The sequence below is a fragment of the Tritonibacter scottomollicae genome (assembly GCF_032924845.1).
Classification (GTDB): Bacteria; Pseudomonadota; Alphaproteobacteria; order Rhodobacterales; family Rhodobacteraceae; genus Epibacterium; species Epibacterium scottomollicae.
In genome coordinates, this window is the sequence record NZ_CP136704.1 from 1,235,907 (window position 1) to 1,254,784 (window position 18,878).

Sequence of the window (18,878 nt, forward strand, 5' to 3'; positions counted from 1 at the left end):
CTGGCGCGTTGCCCCACGACGCCGCTCTCAAGGCAGACAACAAAAAACGCCCCGCAGCATCAGACTGCGGGGCGTTCTGTCTCAGGAATGGGCGCGCGCCTTACTCGGTCACGGTGACCTTGGTCATCACGTCCGGCTTGCCGGTGATCGCACCGGAGCGCGGCGCGCCGCGCTTAATGGCGTCGACCACATCCATGCCCTCGGTCACACGGCCCACAACGGTATATTGACCGTTCAGGAAATGCCCCTGATCAAACATGATGAAGAACTGCGAATTGCCGCTGTCGGGGTTCTGCGAGCGCGCCATGCCCACCACGCCGCGATCAAACGGCAGGTCGGAGAATTCGGCAGGCAGATCCGGGCGGTCGGAGCCGCCGGTGCCCGCGAGACGCATGTCAGAGCCGAGACGGCCATTTTCCACGTCGCCGGTCTGCGCCATGAAACCGTCGATCACCCGGTGGAACACCACACCGTCATACTGGCCGTCATTGGCCAGCGCGGTGATCTGCTCCACATGCTGCGGCGCCACATCTTCCAAGAGGTCGATGACGATGGTGCCATTGGCCTCGCCCTCAACCTGGATTTCTAGGCCGGAGGCAAAGGCGGGCGCGGAGACCAGCAGCGCCAGTGCGGTCAGACGCTTAAGCATCCGCTGCCACCTTGACCGAGATCATGCGGTCCGGGTTCGCAGGCGGCTCGCCCCGGGTGATCGCATCCACATGTTCCATGCCCTCAACGACACGGCCATAGACGGTGTACTGACCGTTCAGGAAGTGGTTGTCCTTGAAGTTGATGAAGAACTGCGAGTTGGCGGAGTTCGGGTTCGACGACCGCGCCGCGCCCAGGGTACCCCGGTCATGCGGCAGTTTGGAGAATTCCGCCGGCAGATCCGGCAGGTCGGAGCCACCGGTGCCCGCGCGACCGATGTTGAACCCGTCTTCCATGTCGCCATGGGCCACGTCGCCCGTCTGCGCCATGAAGCCGTCGATCACCCGGTGAAAGGCCACGTTGTCATATTCGCCGGCGCGCGCCAGTTCCTTCATGCGCTCGGCATGTTTCGGTGCCACATCGGCCAGAAGCTCGATGACGACATTGCCGTCCTTCAGCTCAACGATGATGGTGTTCTCGGGATCCTTGATCTCGGCCATGAGGCCCTCCTGTCATTTTCGTATTGCCGGAATACCTAAAGTCGATGCCCGGTCTTGCCAAGGGCGCAATGCACACTGTCAATCACCTCGGCGGGAACCGGGCGATGATCGGGGCATTGACTGAGATCCCAAAACACAGGACACAAGCGCCAGAACCGAATTTCTGCCATGCGCTCCTCCGCATGCGCGCCATATTCCGAAGGGAGCCGGACATGAGCTGGAAGACACTCGATGACATGGATCTGCAGGACAAGGTCGTTCTGACCCGCGTCGACATCAACGTGCCGATGGAGGGTGGCCGCGTCACCGATGACACCCGCATCCAGCGGCTGGTTCCGACCCTCTCCGATCTGCTGGCCAAAGGCGCCAAGCCGGTGCTGCTGGCGCATTTTGGTCGCCCCAAGGGGCAGGTCGTGGCGGAGATGTCGCTGCAGCCGCTGGTGCCTGCACTGGAATCCGCCTTTGGCGCGCCGGTGGTCTTTGTCGCCGATTGCCGTGGTCCTGCTGCCGAAGCTGCCGTCGCCGCCCTGCAACCGGGCCAGATCCTGCTGCTGGAAAACACCCGCTTTCACGCCGGCGAGGAAAAGAACGACGCCGACTTGGCGGCTGAGATGGCAAAGCTGGGCGATATCTTCTGCAATGACGCGTTTTCCGCCGCACACCGCGCCCATGCCTCGACCGAGGCGCTGGCCCGGTTGCTGCCCGCCTGTGCAGGCCGTCTGATGGCGACCGAGCTGCAAGCGCTCGAAGGGGCGCTGTCGACGCCAGACCGTCCGGTCACCGCCGTGGTGGGCGGCGCCAAGGTGTCTACCAAGCTCGACCTCCTCGGCAATCTGGTGGCCAAGGTCGACACGCTGGTGATCGGCGGCGGCATGGCCAATACGTTTCTGGCCGCACAGGGCATCGATGTGGGCAAATCGCTGTGCGAACACGACATGGCCGACACCGCCCGCGAGATCATGACCAAGGCCGAGGCGGCAGGCTGCACCATCCTGCTGCCGTCGGATGTTGTTGTGGCGCGAGAATTCAAGGCCGGAGCCGCGAATGAGACCGTGCCCGCCGATGCCTGCCCTGCCGATGCGATGATCCTTGATGCGGGCCCCGCCTCGGTTGCCGCCATCGCCACAGTCCTGGCCGACAGCAAGACCCTGATCTGGAATGGCCCGCTTGGCGCCTTTGAGATCGCGCCGTTTGACATGGCCACCAATACCGCTGCGCAAAAGGCGGCCGACTGCACCAAGGCGGGCACATTGATCTCGGTTGCCGGTGGCGGCGACACCGTGGCCGCCCTCAATCAGGCCGGTGCGGCGGAGGCGTTCAGCTATATCTCCACTGCTGGCGGTGCCTTCCTGGAATGGATGGAGGGCAAGACCCTGCCCGGCGTCGCCGCGCTGGAAGGGTGAAACCTGCAGGCAAAATGCCCTCAGGCTGACCCTCTGCTCCATCTTGATACCTCGCTTCCGCCGCGCCACCCGCGCGGCGGAAATCATTGAAAATTTGAAGAAATTTTCCACGCTGCGCGATTGAGATCATGCAAACATAAGCCTATCGCAAACGGTTTCTTTACGATGCTTGACGTAAGGTTTGCTCAATTGGTGGGCACTCACGCCCACATGAATACGTCAGGCAGTTAGGCATGAGCAACTTTTCACTCCGCACTCAGATTTTCATTTTCGCCAGCATTTTTATCATCATGATCCTCGCGCTCGCGTCGGTATCCTGGATGACAAATCAGCGAATGACCCAGGCGACCTATCATTACCGCGCCGTCAGCACACAACTCAAAAGCACGGACGCGATCAAGGAAGACATCGAACAGGGCATCGGTGACCTGCTGTCCTATACTGTCGGCATGCCGGAGGGGCTGAACGAATTGCGCGGCAATATCGTCGAGGTCCGCGACGAAATCGCAAAGGCCGACGCCAATTTCCTCAGCACAAGCGTGGTGGCGGCCCGCGACCCCGCCGCTCACAAGGCGTTGCTTGAACTCTCCCCCAAACTCGACGCCATCGAAGTCACCTTGGAGCAGGTCGAACGCACCGCGGGCGACGCGCGTCTGGAACTGGTATTCGACAACGTCATCCCAGCCGTGGGCCAGTTGCGCGACATTATCGACGGGCTTCAGGACAAACTGGGCGAGAAAAGCACCGCCGTTCGGGGTCAGGTTGACCAGTTGATTTCCATCAGTCAGATGATCCAGATCTTCAGCAGCGTCGCGGCAACGCTGATCGCGATCGCCGTGGCCTTTGTCTTTGGCCGCAAACTCTCTCGCCCGGTGGCGGATGCCGCAAAAACCATCGATGCACTGGCGCAGCAGGACTATGACGCAGAGATCACCGGCACGGACCGCGGTGACGAGCTGGGCACGATCGCCCGGAACCTGCAGGACCTGCGCACGCAGCTCTCTGAAGCGGATACGCTGGAGCGGCAGAACCAAGAGGAAAACGCCCGTCGAGTGGAGCTGTTCAACGTCCTTGGCGCAGCCATGAGCGGCCTCAAAAGCGGCGAGCTTGACCAGCAGATCCCCAGCGGTCATTGGTCGGATCTGGGTGCCAGCTACACCGCGCTCTGCGATGATTTCAACGCGCTGTCCGTCTCTCTGGCAGATCTGGTGGCACAGCTGAACCAAAGCTCCACCGTGGTCGAAGAGAACGCCCGCGAGATGGAGCGCATGTCCGATCAGATGTCCCAGCGCGCTGAAACCCAGGCCGCGACGCTGGAGGAATCCGCCGCTGCACTCGAAGAGATGTCTGCTTCGGTCCAGTCCAGTGCCGCTCAGGCGCAGGCGGCGGACCGCGAGGTCGAAGAAGGTCGCCGCCGCGCGGAACAGGGCGGCGAAGTGATGCAAAAGGCCCGTCAGGCGATGGCCTCGATCTCCGAGTCCTCCGCCAACATCACCCAGATCATCACCTCCATCGACGACATCGCCTTTCAGACCAGCCTGTTGGCCCTGAATGCCGGCGTCGAGGCGGCCCGTGCAGGCGAAGCGGGGCGCGGCTTTGCCGTTGTCGCCTCCGAGGTGCGCGGACTGGCGATGAAAGCCGCTCAATCTGCAAGCGAGATCAAGCAGTTGGTCCAGGACAGCTCCAGTCAGGTCGAAGAGGGAGAGCGCCTGGTTCAGGCCACGGCCGAGACCCTTACCCAGATCGTCGAAAGCGTCACGAATGTCTCCGGCATGGTATCCGCTATCGCCAGCTCCTCGGGCGAGCAGGCCGCCGGCATCAAGGAGATCAACATCGGCGTGGCACAGCTGGACAAGGTGACACAGGAAAACGCCGCAATGGTGCAGGAAACCTACGGCGCCAGCCAGGAGATGCGCATGCAGGCGAGCCGCCTCACAAACCTGCTGGAGGGGTTCACCGGCGGAGCCTCTGCGACGCTTGACGACTTCACCGACACGCAATCCGCCGCCTGACGACAAGCGGGATCTACGCGGTCGCCATACGATAGCGGCCGAGACGCAATCTCTGTCCTAAAAAGCGCGGTCGGGGCCATCAGTGCCCCGGCCGCGCGTGTCGACGACACCGTGCTTGATCGGCCGACTGCCCCATCTATGAACCCCTGGCCGCCTGTACCCGCCTGATATGCGCCCGAAATACACCAGACTGTCCCGACTTTGCGACACTCCGTGCCCGTTCTCCTTTTGGGAATTCACAGCGCAGCTCTCCTGTGGCATACGAAAGACAGACGCCGGACAAACTGGCGCGACCGAGCACATTATTCTTCTACAGGCAGCTCCACCGTGACGCGAAAATCGACCCCATCTCTCGGCACCCTGCTGTTCTTTGCCGCGGCATTCTTGCTGAGCGCCTATTTCACCTTCGCCGCCGTGCAGGGGGATTTCGGTCTGTTCCGTCGTGTCGAGCTTCAGGCCGAAGCGGACGGTTTGTCAAAAGATCTGGAGCGCCTTGAACACGACATCGCGCGGATGGAAAACCTCACCCGTCGCCTGTCCGATGACTACCTTGATCTTGATCTGCTCGACGAACAGTCCCGCTCCATTCTCGGCCTCGTGCGCGCCGACGAAATCATCGTCGACTGAACGCTGCCGCGCGACGGGGCTTGATTTACCCATCGCAAGACGTCAGCCTCATCCTGTCACCCTGCGTTTCGTCGGAAAATGCCGCATTTGTTGGGGTTTCAGTATCCGTTTGCGGCATGGAAAATGCTGTCAGCCCTCTGATCTCACGCGGCTTTTTCCGGCAACTCCATGCTCGAAATGCAATTGCGCTAGATTATTCCTCGCATGCCTGTCCAAAATGCTTTATGAGATAGTTTAGTGTTAAACTACCTAAACTTTAGGGGGAGCCAGCCGTTATGGCCGCAAGAAAAAGCGCTCAGAAATCAAATGTTTCCGCCGAAGAACTGACCAAATACTACCGCGAGATGCTGTTGATCCGGCAATTCGAGGAAAAAGCAGGTCAGCTTTACGGCATGGGCCTGATCGGGGGCTTCTGTCACCTTTACATCGGTCAGGAAGCGGTTGTTGTTGGCCTTGAGGCCGCAGCCGAGGACGGCGACAAGCGCGTCACATCCTACCGCGACCACGGCCATATGCTCGCCTGTGGCATGGACCCGAACGGCGTCATGGCCGAATTGACCGGTCGCGAGGGCGGCTATTCCAAGGGCAAGGGCGGCTCCATGCACATGTTCTCGAAAGAGAAGCATTTCTATGGTGGCCACGGCATCGTCGGCGCGCAGGTGCCGCTCGGCGCCGGCCTGGCATTCTCCGACAAGTACAAGGGCAATGACCGCGTGACCTTTACCTATTTTGGTGATGGCGCGGCGAACCAGGGTCAGGTCTACGAGACCTACAACATGGCCCAGCTCTGGGATCTGCCAGTGGTCTTTGTGATCGAGAACAACCAATACGCCATGGGCACCTCCGTTCAGCGCTCGACCAAGTCGCCTGCGCTGTGGAAGCGCGGCGAGGCCTACGGCATCGCGGGCGAGGAAGTCGACGGCATGAATGTGCTGGCGGTGAAAGAGGCCGGCGAACGCGCCGTCGCCCACTGTCGCGCAGGCAAAGGCCCCTACATCCTCGAGGTGAAGACCTACCGCTACCGCGGCCACTCCATGTCCGACCCCGCAAAGTACCGCACCCGCGAAGAGGTGCAGAAAATGCGCGAGGAACGCGATCCGATCGAACAGATCCGCGAGATGCTGCTGACTGGCAAGCATGCCTCGGAGGAGGATCTCAAGGCGATCGACAAGGAGATCAAGGACATCGTAAGCAAGTCCGCCGATTTCGCCAAGGAAAGCCCGGAGCCCGCGCTCGACGAGCTTTGGACAGACATCTATGCCGCCGACGTGCCGCAGAAAAGCGCCTGAGGGGAGAGACCAAGACTATGGCAACTGAAATTCTGATGCCCGCCCTGTCGCCGACCATGGAGGAAGGCACGCTGGCCAAATGGCTGGTCAAAGAGGGCGATACCGTAAATTCCGGCGATATCCTCGCCGAGATCGAAACCGACAAGGCCACCATGGAGTTCGAAGCCGTGGATGAGGGCACCGTCGGCAAGATCCTGATCGACGAGGGCACCGAGGGCGTGAAAGTGAACACCCCCATCGCCATTCTCGTCGAAGAGGGCGAAAGCGTCGAGGATGCGGTCGCCGCAGCCCCTGCCGCAGACACCTCCGCCCCGGAAGCCGCCGCGGCAGAGGCTGAAAAAGCCCCGGCCAAGGCCGCTGCCCCCAGCGCGCCCGAGGTGGACGAAAGCCCCGACTACCCCGAGGGCACCGAAATGGTCTCCACCACGGTCCGCGAAGCCCTGCGCGACGCCATGGCCGAAGAGATGCGTGGCAGCGAAGACGTCTTTGTCATGGGGGAGGAAGTCGCCGAATACGAAGGCGCTTACAAGATCACCCAAGGCTTGCTGGACGAGTTCGGCTCCAAGCGCGTGATCGATACGCCGATCACCGAGCACGGCTTTGCCGGCATCGCCACCGGTGCCGCCTTTGGTGGCCTGCGTCCCATCGTGGAGTTCATGACCTTCAACTTCGCCATGCAGGCGATCGACCACATCATCAACTCCGCCGCCAAGACGCTTTATATGTCCGGCGGTCAGATGGGCGCCCCTATGGTGTTCCGTGGCCCCAATGGTGCCGCCGCCCGCGTCGGCGCGCAGCACTCGCAGTGCTATGCCGCATGGTACATGCAGATCCCCGGCCTCAAGGTGGCGATGCCCTACTCTGCCGCCGACGCCAAGGGCCTGCTGAAATCGGCGATCCGCGACCCCAACCCGGTGATCTTCCTCGAAAACGAGATCATGTACGGCAAGTCCTTCGACGTGCCGAAGCTGGATGATTTCACCGTACCGTTTGGTAAGGCGAAGATCTGGCGCAAAGGCGATGATGTCACCATCGTCTCCTTCGGCATCGGCATGACCTACGCGCTCGAAGCGGCGGAAAAGCTGGCCGAGGATGGCATCAACGCCGAGGTCATCGACCTGCGCACCCTGCGCCCGATGGACCTGCCCGCAGTGATCAAATCGGTGATGAAGACCAACCGTCTGGTCACCGTCGAGGAAGGCTTCCCGCAGGGTTCCGTCGGCGGCTATATCGCCTCCGAGGTGATGCAGCAGGCGTTTGACTATCTCGACGCACCGATCATCACCTGCACCGGCAAGGACGTCCCAATGCCCTATGCCGCCAACCTTGAAAAACACGCGCTGATCACTACCGACGAGGTGATCGAAGCGGTGAAGCAAGTGACCTACCGCTAAAGGAGAGCAAGGATGCCCACTGAAATTCTCATGCCCGCCCTCTCTCCCACCATGGAGGAAGGCACGCTGGCAAAATGGCTGGTCAAGGAGGGCGACACTGTCTCCTCCGGCGACCTGATTGCCGAGATCGAGACCGACAAGGCGACGATGGAGTTCGAAGCCGTGGACGAAGGTGTCGTCGGCAAGATCCTCATTGCTGAGGGCTCCGAGGGGGTGAAGGTCAACACCCCCATCGCGGTCCTGCTGGAGGACGGTGAAAGCGCCGATGATATCGACACATCGGCGGCAAAACCGGAAGCGGCCCCCGCCGCTGACGCGGCTCAGGAGGCGGCCGCCGAAGGAGGCTCCGACGCAGCCGCAGCCCCCGCCGCCGCTAGCGCAACCCCTGCCCCGGCAGCACCCGCTGCGGCGGATGGCTCGCGCATCTTTGCCTCGCCCTTGGCGCGTCGCATCGCGGCCGACAAGGGTCTGGATCTTGCCTCCATCAAGGGCTCCGGCCCGCGTGGTCGCATCATCAAGGTCGATGTGGAAAACGCCACTGCCGCACCCAAGGCAGAGGCAAAGACCGCCGCGCCCGCCGCAGCTCCGGCTGCTGCTGCACCTGCTGGCCCCTCCGCCGATGCGGTGGCCAAAATGTACGAAGGTCGCGAGTTTGAGGAGGTCAAGCTCGACGGGATGCGCAAAACCATTGCCGCGCGTCTCACCGAGGCCAAGCAGACCATCCCGCATTTCTACCTGCGCCGCGACATCCAGCTCGACGCGCTGCTGAAGTTCCGCTCCCAGCTCAACAAGCAGCTGGAGCCGCGCGGGGTGAAGCTCTCGGTCAATGACTTCATCATCAAGGCGGTAGCGCTGGCGCTGCAGTCGGTTCCCGATGCCAATGCTGTCTGGGCTGGGGATCGCGTCCTCAAGATGAAAGCCTCCGATGTGGCCGTTGCGGTCGCAATTGAGGGCGGTCTGTTCACGCCGGTCCTGCAGGATTCCGACATGAAATCCCTGTCGGCGCTTTCGGCGGAGATGAAGGATTTGGCCAAACGTGCCCGCGACCGCAAACTCGCGCCGCATGAATACCAGGGCGGCGCCTTTGCGATCTCCAACCTCGGAATGTTCGGTATCGACAATTTCGACGCCATCGTGAACCCGCCGCATGCGGGCATTCTGGCCGTCGGTTCCGGCGTCAAAAAGCCGGTTGTCGGCGCCGATGGCGAGTTGACCGTGGCCACCGCGATGAGCGTCACCATGTCGGTCGATCACCGCGTCATCGACGGCGCACTTGGCGCGGATCTGTTGAAGGCGATCGTCGACAATCTGGAAAACCCGATGGTGATGCTGGCCTGACCGGCTGCATCACTTCGAGATGTATTTTGACGAGGCCGGGCAGAAATGCTCGGCCTCGTTTTTATGTGGATTCTGTGCTGGCATCACTCGGATCTCGCACCAGCATCCAAGTCTACTCCGCGCCGCCGCCATTGTGGCGACCTGCACGCGATCTACGCGGCGGACGCCGCAGAACGCAGGCGTTAAAACCAGGATCGTTCCCCCGCTCCACTGTTACCTCTCAGTCGAGAGCGCGATCCGACAACTTTCAGACAAATGTAGAAGAAATTTTAAGCCTTCACCGATATCGCTAGGGGCAGAGACAGAAAGTCTAAATAGGTGAACAACCCCATGACGCAGGCCCCGGTCAGCTACAATATCGTCATCGTACAGCCGGCAGGATACAAGCATTCTGCGTCGTTCAACGAAATTGCGGAAACTCTTCAACATGGCCTTGAGGAGCTTGATCTGCCAGTCAAACTTTCCAACAGGATTGCACCGGCGGCGCGTAACATCATTCTAGGCGCGAATTTGCTTAGCCATACTGATATCGGCCCGCTGCCAGGTGACACTATCATCTATAATTTTGAGCAGCTCAGCGATGATAGTATATGGGTGACGCCCGCGTTTCGCGCCCTGTTGCAAACCTATCAGGTCTGGGATTACAGCCTCCGCAACATCAAATATCTACAGTCCCTGGGCTGCCGATATGAGCCACGCTTGGTGCCGCTTGGGTTTGTCGAACAGCTCAATCGGATCGAAAAGCCTGCTGAACAGGATATCGACGTTCTGTTCTACGGGTCGTTCAATGAACGCCGACAAAAAGCCCTGCTCGATTTACGATCCCGGGGCGTCAATGTCGTCCCGCTAATGGACGCCTATGGTGCCACGCGCGATGCCTATATCGCGCGCGCCAAGATTATTGTGAACATTCACTATTTCGACACCAAGATCTTCGAAATCGCCCGCGTCTCTTACCTGCTGGCAAACAAGAAAGCGGTCGTCAGCGAATGCGGTCCCACAACAGAGATAACGTCTGAGCTCAAAGGTGCGCTCAAGCTCGTCGAATATGACGAAATCACCGAGGCCTGCCTGGCTTTGCTCCAAGATGACGACGCCCGATGCGCATTGGAACAGTCCGCCTACGACGTGTTCAGTGCAACAAAAGAATGTGACATTTTGAAATCCACTCTCGCAGACAAGGATCAAATCCCGATGCAACATACCACGCCTGATACGATATCCGACCAACCCGAGAACAGCATCCTGTCCGCGTCACAGAGCGTTCCGACCAGCCTGAACATCGGCAGCGGCAAGAACCATCGTGAAAATTGCCTCAACCTCGACATTCTGGACTATTGGAAGCCGGACGTTTGCGCCGATCTTGCTGACAAAAATCTGATTGGCACCACTCATCAGACCGACCGGTTCGGCGAGGTCGAAATCCAGCGCGAGATGTTCGATGAAATCATCTGCAACGATGTAATCGAACATATCCCGGATCTCGTCAGCGCCATGACGAACTGCCTTAACCTTCTGAAAGTTGGCGGGAAGTTCAACATCCTGGTACCCTATGACCTGTCATACGGGGCTTGGCAGGATCCCACTCATGTTCGCGCATTCAATGAAAACAGCTGGCTGTATTACACCAGCTGGCATTGGTACCTCGGCTGGAAAGAGGCCCGTTTTCACGTGCGAAAACTGGACTTCAATCTCAATCCTGTGGGTCAGAAACTGCTTCAAAAAGGGATGGAACAAGAAGAGCTGCTGCGTACACCGCGCGCCGTGGACTCGATGTTCGTGATCCTCGAAAAGCAACTGCTGACCGAGAAGGAAAAACGCACTGTCGAAATCGCCAGCGCGCGCTAGTTCCGCTCCCGCGTCCGGCGGGTCTCTACCCCGGGCACATGCGGTTCATCGGATCAACCAACATAAGATAAATGGAAAAAGGCAGGGCAACATGCCCTGCCTTTCCTGATTTCAGAAAGCACCGCATCCAATGGTGACGGTGGCACGACGGCGCTTACTTGCCCGCCAAGACCTGGTTCATGCTGACGGAGGGTTGGTCGCATCCAGCCTCGCCGACGATCTTGGCCGGCACCCCGGCCACAGTCTTGCAAGGTGGCACCTCTTGCAACACCACCGACCCTGCGGCAATGCGCGAACAATGGCCGATGCGGATATTGCCCAGAACCTTGGCCCCGGCGCCGATCAGAACGCCATCCTCGATCTTGGGGTGACGGTCCTCTTCTTCCTTGCCGGTCCCGCCCAGCGTCACCGAATGCAGCATGGAGACATTGTCGCCCACCACGGCGGTCTCGCCAATGACGATGGAATGGGCGTGGTCGATCATGATGCCCTTGCCGATCCGGGCGGCGGGATGGATGTCGACTCCAAAAATTTCCGAGATCCGCATCTGGAAGAAATAGGCCAGATCCCAATCCCCCTGCTGCCACAGCCAGTGGCCGACACGATAGGCCTGCACTGCCTGATAGCCCTTGAAATAGAGGATCGGTTGCAACAGCCGGTGGCAGGCCGGATCACGGTCATAGACCGCCATCAGGTCAGCGCGCGCCGCCTCGACCAATGCCGGCTCGGCCTCATAGGCGCCATCGACCACCTCGCGCAGGATCACCATGGACATTTCGTTGGAACAGAGCTTGGCCGCGATCCGATAACTCAACGCCTTGTCCAGCGTCTTGTGGTGCAAAATACAGGCGTGGATCAGCCCACCCATCAGCGGCTGTTCTGCAACCGCAGTCTCGGCTTCCTCGGTGATCCGGCCCCAAACAGGGTCGATCTGCCTGACGGCCTTGTGCGTATCCAACATAGGCTTGGTCCTTCTTGCGCGGCGTCTCCGCGCGCTCCGGGAGGGGCACCAGCTTATTCCGGCACCTCGAGGCTCAACTTAATGATCTAAGGCCTCGCTTGCAAAGCGCAATCCCTTGATGGCATCGATCAGCAAGCGTAATGTAACACGGGCGTGAAAATTACCTTGTGTCCACATGCGCTTACACCGCAAACTCATCGAAAATGTCGAAGAATCCCACTTGTCATGTATCAAGATTTGCGGCAAAATACCCGAGCAACCTTATCCTATCGAAGTTCTGTCTACCCGACCAGCTTTCGACGTTAAGCTGCCGGGTCGCCGCACGTTCGCGGGCGACAAAGACAAAAAGGAACTTTTAAAATGGCAAACGGTACCGTCAAGTGGTTCAACTCCACCAAAGGTTTTGGTTTCATCGAAGTTGATGGCCGCTCCAGCGACGTATTCGTACACATCTCCGCAGTAGAGCGCTCCGGTCTGACCGGTCTGGCCGATGGCCAGGCAGTGACGTTCGAGATCGAGGCAGGTCGCGACGGTCGCGAATCCGCCACCAATCTGGAACTGGCCTAAGCACCCAGCGGATCGTGCTCTTCAGCTGATCCGCCTCTGCTGAACCGACATTTGAACGCCCCGGCTACCATATGGTGCCGGGGCGTTCTCATTTTCGCGCGCGGGCTGCAGCAGCCAATGCCACGCGCAGGCAATGGGCATAGTCCCGGTCCCCCGGAAAGGGCTCTGGCGCCAACGGATAGCAGCGCGCCGCCCGGTCCAGAGATCCATCGCCCCAGCGCGGATGACAGCGGCCGGTGGCCTGCGCCTGACGTCTTGCCCGTGCCGCGCCCTGCAGGATTTGCCGACACAGCGCCGCACGCCGGGGCTCCGGATGGGCCAGAAGCGCCCGCGCAAGGCTGCGAATATCTTCCCAGAGCACTGGTTGCTGCATCAGCCGAGGATCCACTCCGCCACCGGCCCGGCGCCATAGCGGGCGGAGATCTGCGCCACCTGCACCACATCGCCGGGGCTGGCGCCATCGCTGATCTGCATCGCCGCCGCATAGACCCACGCCGGGGTCGAGACACGCGCATCCCGCAGGACCGTCGTGCCCGAGAGCACTTGTACACGGTAGCGCTCGCTCTCCTCGCCCAAGGGCACCTCCTCCATGTCCCAGCTGTCGCCCTCGATCCGGGTGCGGCGGATCCAGTGGAACGCCATGTCATTGCCCAGACTATCCGGCGTACGCAAATGCACCGGCGCATAGGGGCGCAGGCCCGCGCCATCAAAGGCCGCCGAAAGCGCCACATAAGACGGGTCATCATAGGCCCGCCGTGCGGGGCCAAAGCGATAGTCGCGCGCAACCCGACGCTGGGAGATGGCAAGATCCAGCTGCTCCACCGCCGCATCCATAAGCACCACATAAGACCCCACCGGCCAGGCCACCGGCATCACCCCGTCGCTGCCGTATTGGCCGCGCAGGCGGTTGCGGATCAGATAGCGGTTGGGCGCGATCAGCTCAGCCTCGGAAAACTGGATCACCTCCCAGTTCTCCGGGCTGCCATCGCCGATCGCCAGCCGATTGGCACCGCCCAGCACCGCAAGGCGCTCCTGACTGTCCAGTGTGCCAGCGATCAGCTCCACCTCGAGATCAGCGCCCCTGTCCCATCGCCCGATTGGCCCCGCCAGCAATTCCGTTCTGGTCAGCCCCACGGTGGCGCGGGCGGGCATCAGCTCTTCCAATGCAAACTCCCCGCCAAGGTCAGCACCATAGAGGGCAACCGCGCCCGGCCAGTCCCGCGCCGTTGCACAGACATGCGGTGCATGCGGCACCTCATCCCCGCGCATCAAGGGCAGGTCGAGGAACAGCGGCAGCACCGGCACCGGCGCGGCAAAGGCATCATTGCGCGGCAGATCCTCAGGCGTGGCCAGCGGCTGATAGACGACGGGTTCAATGCGCACAGCCTCTAGGATCTGCGCCTCGGCCTGCTCAACACGATCCACGCGGTAGCGCGCCGCGCCCTCACCGTCCTGCCCCGGCAGGCGCACCACATCGCCCGCCGCCACGTCCAGCGCGCGCGAGGGCGGCAGGGCAAAGCGTGCGGTGTCGCGCGAAATTCGTGCCTCCGCCAGCCAGCGCTGCACCACCTGCCGCCCCTCGGCACGGGTCAAAGCCATGGGCAGGTCGTTCTGGCTCACCGCATGGGTGGCCTCATCCGGCAGCACCGCTTCTTCGGCCACGGTGTCGTGGCTGCCGCCCCATTCGACAAAGCGCAGGCGCACCCGGCCCATCAGCTCTGCCTCGGGCATGCGGCTTTGTTCCTGATCGCCGTCCATCTCTGGCAGCACTGCCAGCGCATCCGTCTCCAGATCCAATGCGTTCAACCCGTCGCGCAGGCGAAAGATCAGCGTGCCATCACGCTCGATCGCGTCAAACCCGTGGCGCAGCATCAAGGGCTGCAAGGCGCTGCGCGCCTCTGCCACGTCATAGACCGCATAGCCGCGCACAACGCCGCAGAGCTGGCTTACGTCGATCTCCGTCACGCCCGCCTCCCGGCAGATCTCCGTCACCACAGAGGCCAGCGTGCGCTGCCCCGCGCGCCCGTTGAGCCAGTGCCCGCGAGCATAGTTCTCACCATCGTCCCAGACCTCCACCCGGTTGGGAAAGGCCGGAAAGGGCCGCGCATCCCATGCCCAGACATAGGCGTGGCTCAGGTCCACCATCGCGCCGCCGTATTCGTTTGAGATCGGGTTATGCGCCGCCTCCTGCCAGTATGTCAGCTGCGCGCGCAGATATTGCTGCTGGATCAGATCATCGCGCAAGCCATTAGAGGCACGCGGCAATTGCGACTCGGAGCTTTTCGGATCAAGGAATTTGTTCGGCTCATTGGTGCCCTTGTCGATGGCCGCACAGCCCAGTTCCGTGAACCAGATCGGTTTGGATTGCGGCACCCAATCGGTCGCGGTCTCGGACCGCACCCCGCCAATCCGGTCGTGATGCGGCAGCGACCACCAGCTGCGCATGTCCTTGTTGCGGTAGATCCACGGCTCATCATAAGCACCATCCGTGATCGGCGTGCGGATCTGCGCCGCCTCGGCCTCGGACGAATGGTAATACCAGTCATAGCCCTCACCGCCCTCGATATTGGCCTTGAGGTAGCCGAGATCATAGATCGCAGGCCACTCCTGAGCATCGAGATGATCCTCCCCCTCGCGCCAGTCGCTGAGCGGCATGTAATTGTCGATGCCGATAAAATCGATCTGCGGGTCGGACCACAGCGGATCGAGGTGAAACAGATGGTCGCCCTCCGGCGTCTGATAGCCGAAATACTCCGACCAATCCGCCGCATAGCCCAGTTTGACCTCCGGTCCCAAGAGCGCGCGCACCTCGGTCACCAGATCCTTCAAGCCTTCGACAAAAGGAAAGCCGCTCGCGCCCCGGATCTGCGTCAACCCGCGCAGTTCCGAGCCGATGCAGAACGCCTCGACGCCGCCAGCCGCTGCACAAAGTGCTGCGTAATGCAGAATAAAGCGGCGAAAGCTCCACTCATTGGGGCCGTGATAGCTCACCTGCGCGCCCGAGATGGTGAAATCGCTGGCCTGTGCGGTGCCGAGAAAGCTAGCGACCTCCGCATCCGCCACGCCTGTGCCATCCGGACTACCCGCCAGCCCCGGCGCCTTTGAAAGGGTGATCCGCCCACGCCACGGCAGCACTGGCTGGGGGTTCGCAGTTCCATGAGGGTCCGGCAAATCATTGCCCGCCTGCTGCTCCATCAGGATGAACGGGTAGAACATCACCCGCTTGCCTTGGGCGTTCAGGTGCTGGATGCCCTGCACCACCGCCTGATCCGCCGGGGTGCCGCCATAAACGGCTGCGCCCGCGTCCTTGATGACCTCTTCCGCACTGGCCCGGTTGAGCCCCGCCACCTGCCACGGCATCGAGCCATCAGCGAGCTTTTGTTCCACCTTCGGCGCTAGGGTACAGTCACCACAGCGCAGATCGTCGCCAAACCAGCACACCACCATGGACACCGCCTCGGCCTCCGGCAGCTCCTCAGAGAGTGCATCGACCGAGGCTACCAGATCTGTCTCACCCGAGACCTGATTGATATTGGCGACTTTCTGCGCGCCCGGCCCGTGCTGCATATAGACCGGTTGGCTGGCCAGACTGTATTCGCCCGTGCCGGGGATCAGCGCCACGCCGGGCACGATCTGGGCCAGATCCTGGTCGTAGGTCTCGCCCGAGGGCTGTTCCGCGCGCAGCACCTCAAAGGAGAACTGCGGCACCCGGTTGCCGAACCGCTCCAGATCGAGGTTTTCAAACACCACATAGGCGGTGCCCCGATAGGCAGGCACCTGGCCCGCGCCCTCCACCGCCTCCATCAGGGGGTCGGGCTGTTGGTCCTTGCTGCCCCGGTAGACGGTCATATTGAGATCGCTTAGTGCGACCTCCTCGCCATCGGCCCAGACCCGCGACACCCGGCTGATCTCGCCCGCGCAGATCGCTACCGCCATAGACAGGCTGTAGGAATAGCTGGTGGTGGTGCGTTTGGGGGCAGAGCCCTTGCCGCCCGAGGAGGTGGTGGATGCGGTCTCGACAAACTCTGTCGCCCAGATCACCTGCCCGCCCAGCCGCACACGCCCAAAGACCTGCGCCATCGGCTCACCATCGCTGCCGGTGGTGATGCGAAAGCGGTCGACCTTGCTGGTTTCCACCGCAGCACTGCCACTGCCCAACAGGCGCTCGTCAATGACCCGGCCCAGGGTTGCACCAACCGCACGGCCAATGATCGCGGTCGACAGGCCCGCCACAGAGCCACCGATCGCCCCGCCCGCGGCGGAGCCTGCCGCTGCCAGTACCAATGTCGCCATGATATGTCCTCCTCAGGGATCGTTGGGGTGGAGAAAGTCCGGGCCGCGGCCCGCTCGCTCACTCTGCGGGAAAGGCAAAGCGCGCCACGATGCGCCGCTGCCATGCGGGCGTCAGCGCGCTCTCGACCACGCCATGACCGCTGTAGGCATGGATGAAACGGGACGCGCTGCTTTGCAGGCCAAGGTGTTTGGCCACAGCCCCCCCATGCATGCGAAACAGGATCACTTGACCCGGTGCGGCGTGTTGGACGGGCTGCATATGCCGCAGCGCTGCCCGCCACAGACGCTCCTCGGTGCCGCGTTCGGCCCAGTCGCGGGTATAGGGCGGCACGGATTCGGGTTCGCTACCATAAAGGCTGCGCCAAATGCCCCGGATCAGCCCGAGACAATCGCAACCCGCGCCCCGCGTGGCCCCCTGATGCCGATAGGGCGTGCCAAGCCAGTGCCGCGCCACAGATAGCGCCTCTGTGTTGATGTCGCGGCTCATCGGCGACTGCCGCCGGTGTTCTGACCATTGCGTTTGGGCACCGCCACCATCCAGTCCTCGCCGGGGATGTCGGGAAAGCCCTGATAGTTCACCAGATTGTCGAACTTCAACCGACAGGTGCTCATGCGCTTGTCACAGCCTGCGGTCAGACGCACCCGGTCACCGAGCTCAATATCGGCGCGGATCGGCTGCCAGAGGGCGATTTCACGGCGCTCGCTCATGCTGTCCGACCGGATCGGCGCCCACAGACCGGCGCCTGCGCCGCTCAGCACCGTGAGCCGCCCGCCGGTGAACCACTCTGGCGCAAACCCATCAAGCACGTCCCAAAGGAAATGCTGCCCCTCGTCGATGTTTTCCACTGATACCTCAGTGACATAACCAGCAGTGTTGAGGTCGAATCTACACGCCGCATCCCCCAGAACCGCGCTACAGGGCGTCTGAAACACCCGCCCCAGCGGCTGGTTCAACCCTTCGGTCAGGCCACGTAATTCAGCCTCAAACGCGCCACCTGCGCGGCGGATCTCGCCCAGGGAGCCGCGAAACTGCAAGGCGCGCTGGGTGGTGTCGGCCCAGTTCACCAGCCAGGCCCGCACCTCGGCCCCATCATAGCGCCCGGATTCAATATCCGCCTCGCGCACCGCATCGGAGCTGAGTGCGCCGAGTGCTTCGCTGTTGTCGACCGCAAGCCCGGTGCTCTGCATCAGGCTGCGCGCCGTGAGGCCGCTTCCGGCGCGGAATGTCACGCCGTCAAAGCTCAGATCCCGGTCATGATCGGTGAACCCCAGCGTCACGCCATCGGCGCGATTGACGGCCCAGGCGCGGCACACCGTGGTGGCCCCGGATTTGAGATGCGTGTTTAAGCCCTCGCGATCCATCACACCCGCACCTCCACCACTGGCACATTCGGGGCCTCGCCCGCCTGAAACGACGCCACGGAGGTCTGGATGCGATCTGTGTCAAAGCGGACCGGCACATCAAACTCAAACCCGGCGCGGATTTCACGGCCAATTTCCGGCGCATAGGCCAGCGTCACCTCGCCCGTGGTCAGGTCGAGGTCATAATCCACGCCCTCCACCAGCGCCTCATTGTCGATCCCAAGGCGCACGGTGCCCGCCACAGGTTTGCTGATCGGACGCAGGTATTCATGCGGGCCGGAGCGGTAGCGTTTGGCCAGCTGAAACCTGTTGGTGTCGCCATCGCCGGTGGCAATCAGCTGGTCCTCAAACGTCACATCCTGACCCGGCAGCGATGACGCATAGTCGGTCCAGTCCTTCCAGCGAAACCCATGGAGCTGGCCCTGACGGGCCTCGAAAAAGGCAATCAGCGCGGCAATATCCTCAAGACCGCGCAGGCCCAGCCCCGCATCATAACGCCGCCTTGCATGGGCCCATGGGGTGTTACGTTCCTCATGGCCATTGGCCAGCGTCACCACATCCGTGCGCCGCTCCGGCCCGCCAACAGAGCCGAAAGAGAGCGTCCCCGGGAAACGAACTTCGTGAAAAATCATTGAC

Annotated in this window: 16 protein-coding genes; 8 read left to right on the top strand and 8 right to left on the bottom strand. The window is 61.8% G+C overall.

Going from position 1 to position 18,878, the window contains the following annotated elements; translation table 11 throughout:
• Window positions 1–100 precede the first annotated feature (100 nt).
• Window positions 101–649, bottom strand: coding sequence for a peptidylprolyl isomerase (locus tag R1T40_RS06420; RefSeq protein WP_317386295.1), 549 nt, complete (start codon window positions 647–649; stop codon window positions 101–103).
• On the bottom strand, window positions 642–1,148 hold the full coding sequence (locus R1T40_RS06425; RefSeq protein WP_106163543.1) for a peptidylprolyl isomerase: 507 nt from the start codon (window positions 1,146–1,148) through the stop codon (window positions 642–644). Before R1T40_RS06425 ends, R1T40_RS06420 begins: the two co-directional genes overlap by 8 nt.
• A 212-nt stretch (window positions 1,149–1,360) precedes the next feature.
• Here R1T40_RS06425 and R1T40_RS06430 point away from each other — a divergent pair, with 212 nt between their 5' ends.
• From R1T40_RS06430 to R1T40_RS06460, 7 genes are all read left to right on the top strand, one after another.
• Window positions 1,361–2,551, top strand: coding sequence for a phosphoglycerate kinase (locus R1T40_RS06430; RefSeq protein WP_317386296.1), 1,191 nt, complete (start codon window positions 1,361–1,363; stop codon window positions 2,549–2,551).
• A 233-nt stretch (window positions 2,552–2,784) separates the two neighbouring features.
• Window positions 2,785–4,563: a methyl-accepting chemotaxis protein gene (locus R1T40_RS06435; RefSeq protein WP_317386297.1), complete on the top strand. Its 1,779-nt coding sequence runs from the start codon at window positions 2,785–2,787 to the stop codon at window positions 4,561–4,563.
• 327 nt (window positions 4,564–4,890) lie between these two features.
• Entirely contained in the window at window positions 4,891–5,190 is a 300-nt protein-coding gene (locus R1T40_RS06440; protein ID WP_106163540.1) for an FtsB family cell division protein, read from the top strand.
• A gap of 275 nt (window positions 5,191–5,465) precedes the next feature.
• Entirely contained in the window at window positions 5,466–6,479 is a 1,014-nt protein-coding gene (gene pdhA / locus R1T40_RS06445) for a pyruvate dehydrogenase (acetyl-transferring) E1 component subunit alpha (RefSeq protein ID WP_317386298.1), read from the top strand.
• A 17-nt stretch (window positions 6,480–6,496) separates the two neighbouring features.
• Window positions 6,497–7,873 (top strand): pyruvate dehydrogenase complex E1 component subunit beta, encoded by a 1,377-nt coding sequence (locus R1T40_RS06450; protein ID WP_317386299.1) that lies wholly within the window; start codon window positions 6,497–6,499, stop codon window positions 7,871–7,873.
• A gap of 12 nt (window positions 7,874–7,885) precedes the next feature.
• Window positions 7,886–9,211, top strand: coding sequence for a pyruvate dehydrogenase complex dihydrolipoamide acetyltransferase (locus R1T40_RS06455; protein WP_317386300.1), 1,326 nt, complete (start codon window positions 7,886–7,888; stop codon window positions 9,209–9,211).
• A 330-nt stretch (window positions 9,212–9,541) separates the two neighbouring features.
• A complete protein-coding gene (locus R1T40_RS06460) occupies window positions 9,542–11,059 on the top strand; it encodes a class I SAM-dependent methyltransferase (protein WP_317386301.1) in 1,518 nt (505 codons plus the stop codon).
• Between the two features lie 154 nt (window positions 11,060–11,213).
• Here the strand turns inward: R1T40_RS06460 and cysE are convergent, their stop codons facing one another.
• Window positions 11,214–12,020 (bottom strand): serine O-acetyltransferase, encoded by an 807-nt coding sequence (gene cysE, locus R1T40_RS06465; protein ID WP_106163535.1) that lies wholly within the window; start codon window positions 12,018–12,020, stop codon window positions 11,214–11,216.
• Window positions 12,021–12,380: 360 nt separating this feature from the next.
• On the opposite strand from cysE, the gene R1T40_RS06470 reads away from it, so the two are divergent.
• A complete protein-coding gene (locus R1T40_RS06470; protein WP_106163534.1) occupies window positions 12,381–12,587 on the top strand; it encodes a cold-shock protein in 207 nt (68 codons plus the stop codon).
• An 88-nt stretch (window positions 12,588–12,675) separates the two neighbouring features.
• Here the strand turns inward: R1T40_RS06470 and R1T40_RS06475 are convergent, their stop codons facing one another.
• The 5 genes from R1T40_RS06475 to R1T40_RS06495 are packed head-to-tail and all read right to left on the bottom strand — an operon-like array spanning window position 12,676 to window position 18,874.
• Complete coding sequence (locus R1T40_RS06475) at window positions 12,676–12,960, bottom strand: DUF7742 family protein (RefSeq protein ID WP_317386302.1); 285 nt, start codon at window positions 12,958–12,960, stop codon at window positions 12,676–12,678.
• The gene (locus tag R1T40_RS06480) at window positions 12,960–16,880 is read right to left on the bottom strand and encodes a baseplate multidomain protein megatron (RefSeq protein ID WP_317386303.1); all 3,921 of its coding nucleotides are present in this window, start codon (window positions 16,878–16,880) and stop codon (window positions 12,960–12,962) included. Before R1T40_RS06480 ends, R1T40_RS06475 begins: the two co-directional genes overlap by 1 nt.
• 58 nt (window positions 16,881–16,938) lie before the next feature.
• Window positions 16,939–17,367: an NlpC/P60 family protein gene (locus tag R1T40_RS06485; RefSeq protein ID WP_317386304.1), complete on the bottom strand. Its 429-nt coding sequence runs from the start codon at window positions 17,365–17,367 to the stop codon at window positions 16,939–16,941.
• Window positions 17,364–18,242 (bottom strand): DUF2163 domain-containing protein, encoded by an 879-nt coding sequence (locus R1T40_RS06490; protein WP_317386305.1) that lies wholly within the window; start codon window positions 18,240–18,242, stop codon window positions 17,364–17,366. Before R1T40_RS06490 ends, R1T40_RS06485 begins: the two co-directional genes overlap by 4 nt.
• A complete protein-coding gene (locus tag R1T40_RS06495; RefSeq protein ID WP_317386306.1) occupies window positions 18,242–18,874 on the bottom strand; it encodes a DUF2460 domain-containing protein in 633 nt (210 codons plus the stop codon). The genes R1T40_RS06490 and R1T40_RS06495 overlap by 1 nt, the downstream gene beginning before the upstream one ends.
• Window positions 18,875–18,878: the final 4 nt, after the last annotated feature.

Coding starts and splice junctions, on each gene's coding strand:
- R1T40_RS06420 (WP_317386295.1), bottom strand. CDS start 649: ATGCTTAAGCGTCTGACCGCACTGGCGCTGCTGGTCTCCGCGCCCGCC.
- R1T40_RS06425 (WP_106163543.1), bottom strand. CDS start 1,148: ATGGCCGAGATCAAGGATCCCGAGAACACCATCATCGTTGAGCTGAAG.
- R1T40_RS06430 (WP_317386296.1), top strand. CDS start 1,361: ATGAGCTGGAAGACACTCGATGACATGGATCTGCAGGACAAGGTCGTT.
- R1T40_RS06435 (WP_317386297.1), top strand. CDS start 2,785: ATGAGCAACTTTTCACTCCGCACTCAGATTTTCATTTTCGCCAGCATT.
- pdhA (WP_317386298.1), top strand. CDS start 5,466: ATGGCCGCAAGAAAAAGCGCTCAGAAATCAAATGTTTCCGCCGAAGAA.
- R1T40_RS06450 (WP_317386299.1), top strand. CDS start 6,497: ATGGCAACTGAAATTCTGATGCCCGCCCTGTCGCCGACCATGGAGGAA.
- R1T40_RS06455 (WP_317386300.1), top strand. CDS start 7,886: ATGCCCACTGAAATTCTCATGCCCGCCCTCTCTCCCACCATGGAGGAA.
- R1T40_RS06460 (WP_317386301.1), top strand. CDS start 9,542: ATGACGCAGGCCCCGGTCAGCTACAATATCGTCATCGTACAGCCGGCA.
- cysE (WP_106163535.1), bottom strand. CDS start 12,020: ATGTTGGATACGCACAAGGCCGTCAGGCAGATCGACCCTGTTTGGGGC.
- R1T40_RS06470 (WP_106163534.1), top strand. CDS start 12,381: ATGGCAAACGGTACCGTCAAGTGGTTCAACTCCACCAAAGGTTTTGGT.
- R1T40_RS06475 (WP_317386302.1), bottom strand. CDS start 12,960: ATGCAGCAACCAGTGCTCTGGGAAGATATTCGCAGCCTTGCGCGGGCG.
- R1T40_RS06480 (WP_317386303.1), bottom strand. CDS start 16,880: ATGGCGACATTGGTACTGGCAGCGGCAGGCTCCGCCGCGGGCGGGGCG.
- R1T40_RS06485 (WP_317386304.1), bottom strand. CDS start 17,367: ATGAGCCGCGACATCAACACAGAGGCGCTATCTGTGGCGCGGCACTGG.
- R1T40_RS06490 (WP_317386305.1), bottom strand. CDS start 18,242: ATGGATCGCGAGGGCTTAAACACGCATCTCAAATCCGGGGCCACCACG.
- R1T40_RS06495 (WP_317386306.1), bottom strand. CDS start 18,874: ATGATTTTTCACGAAGTTCGTTTCCCGGGGACGCTCTCTTTCGGCTCT.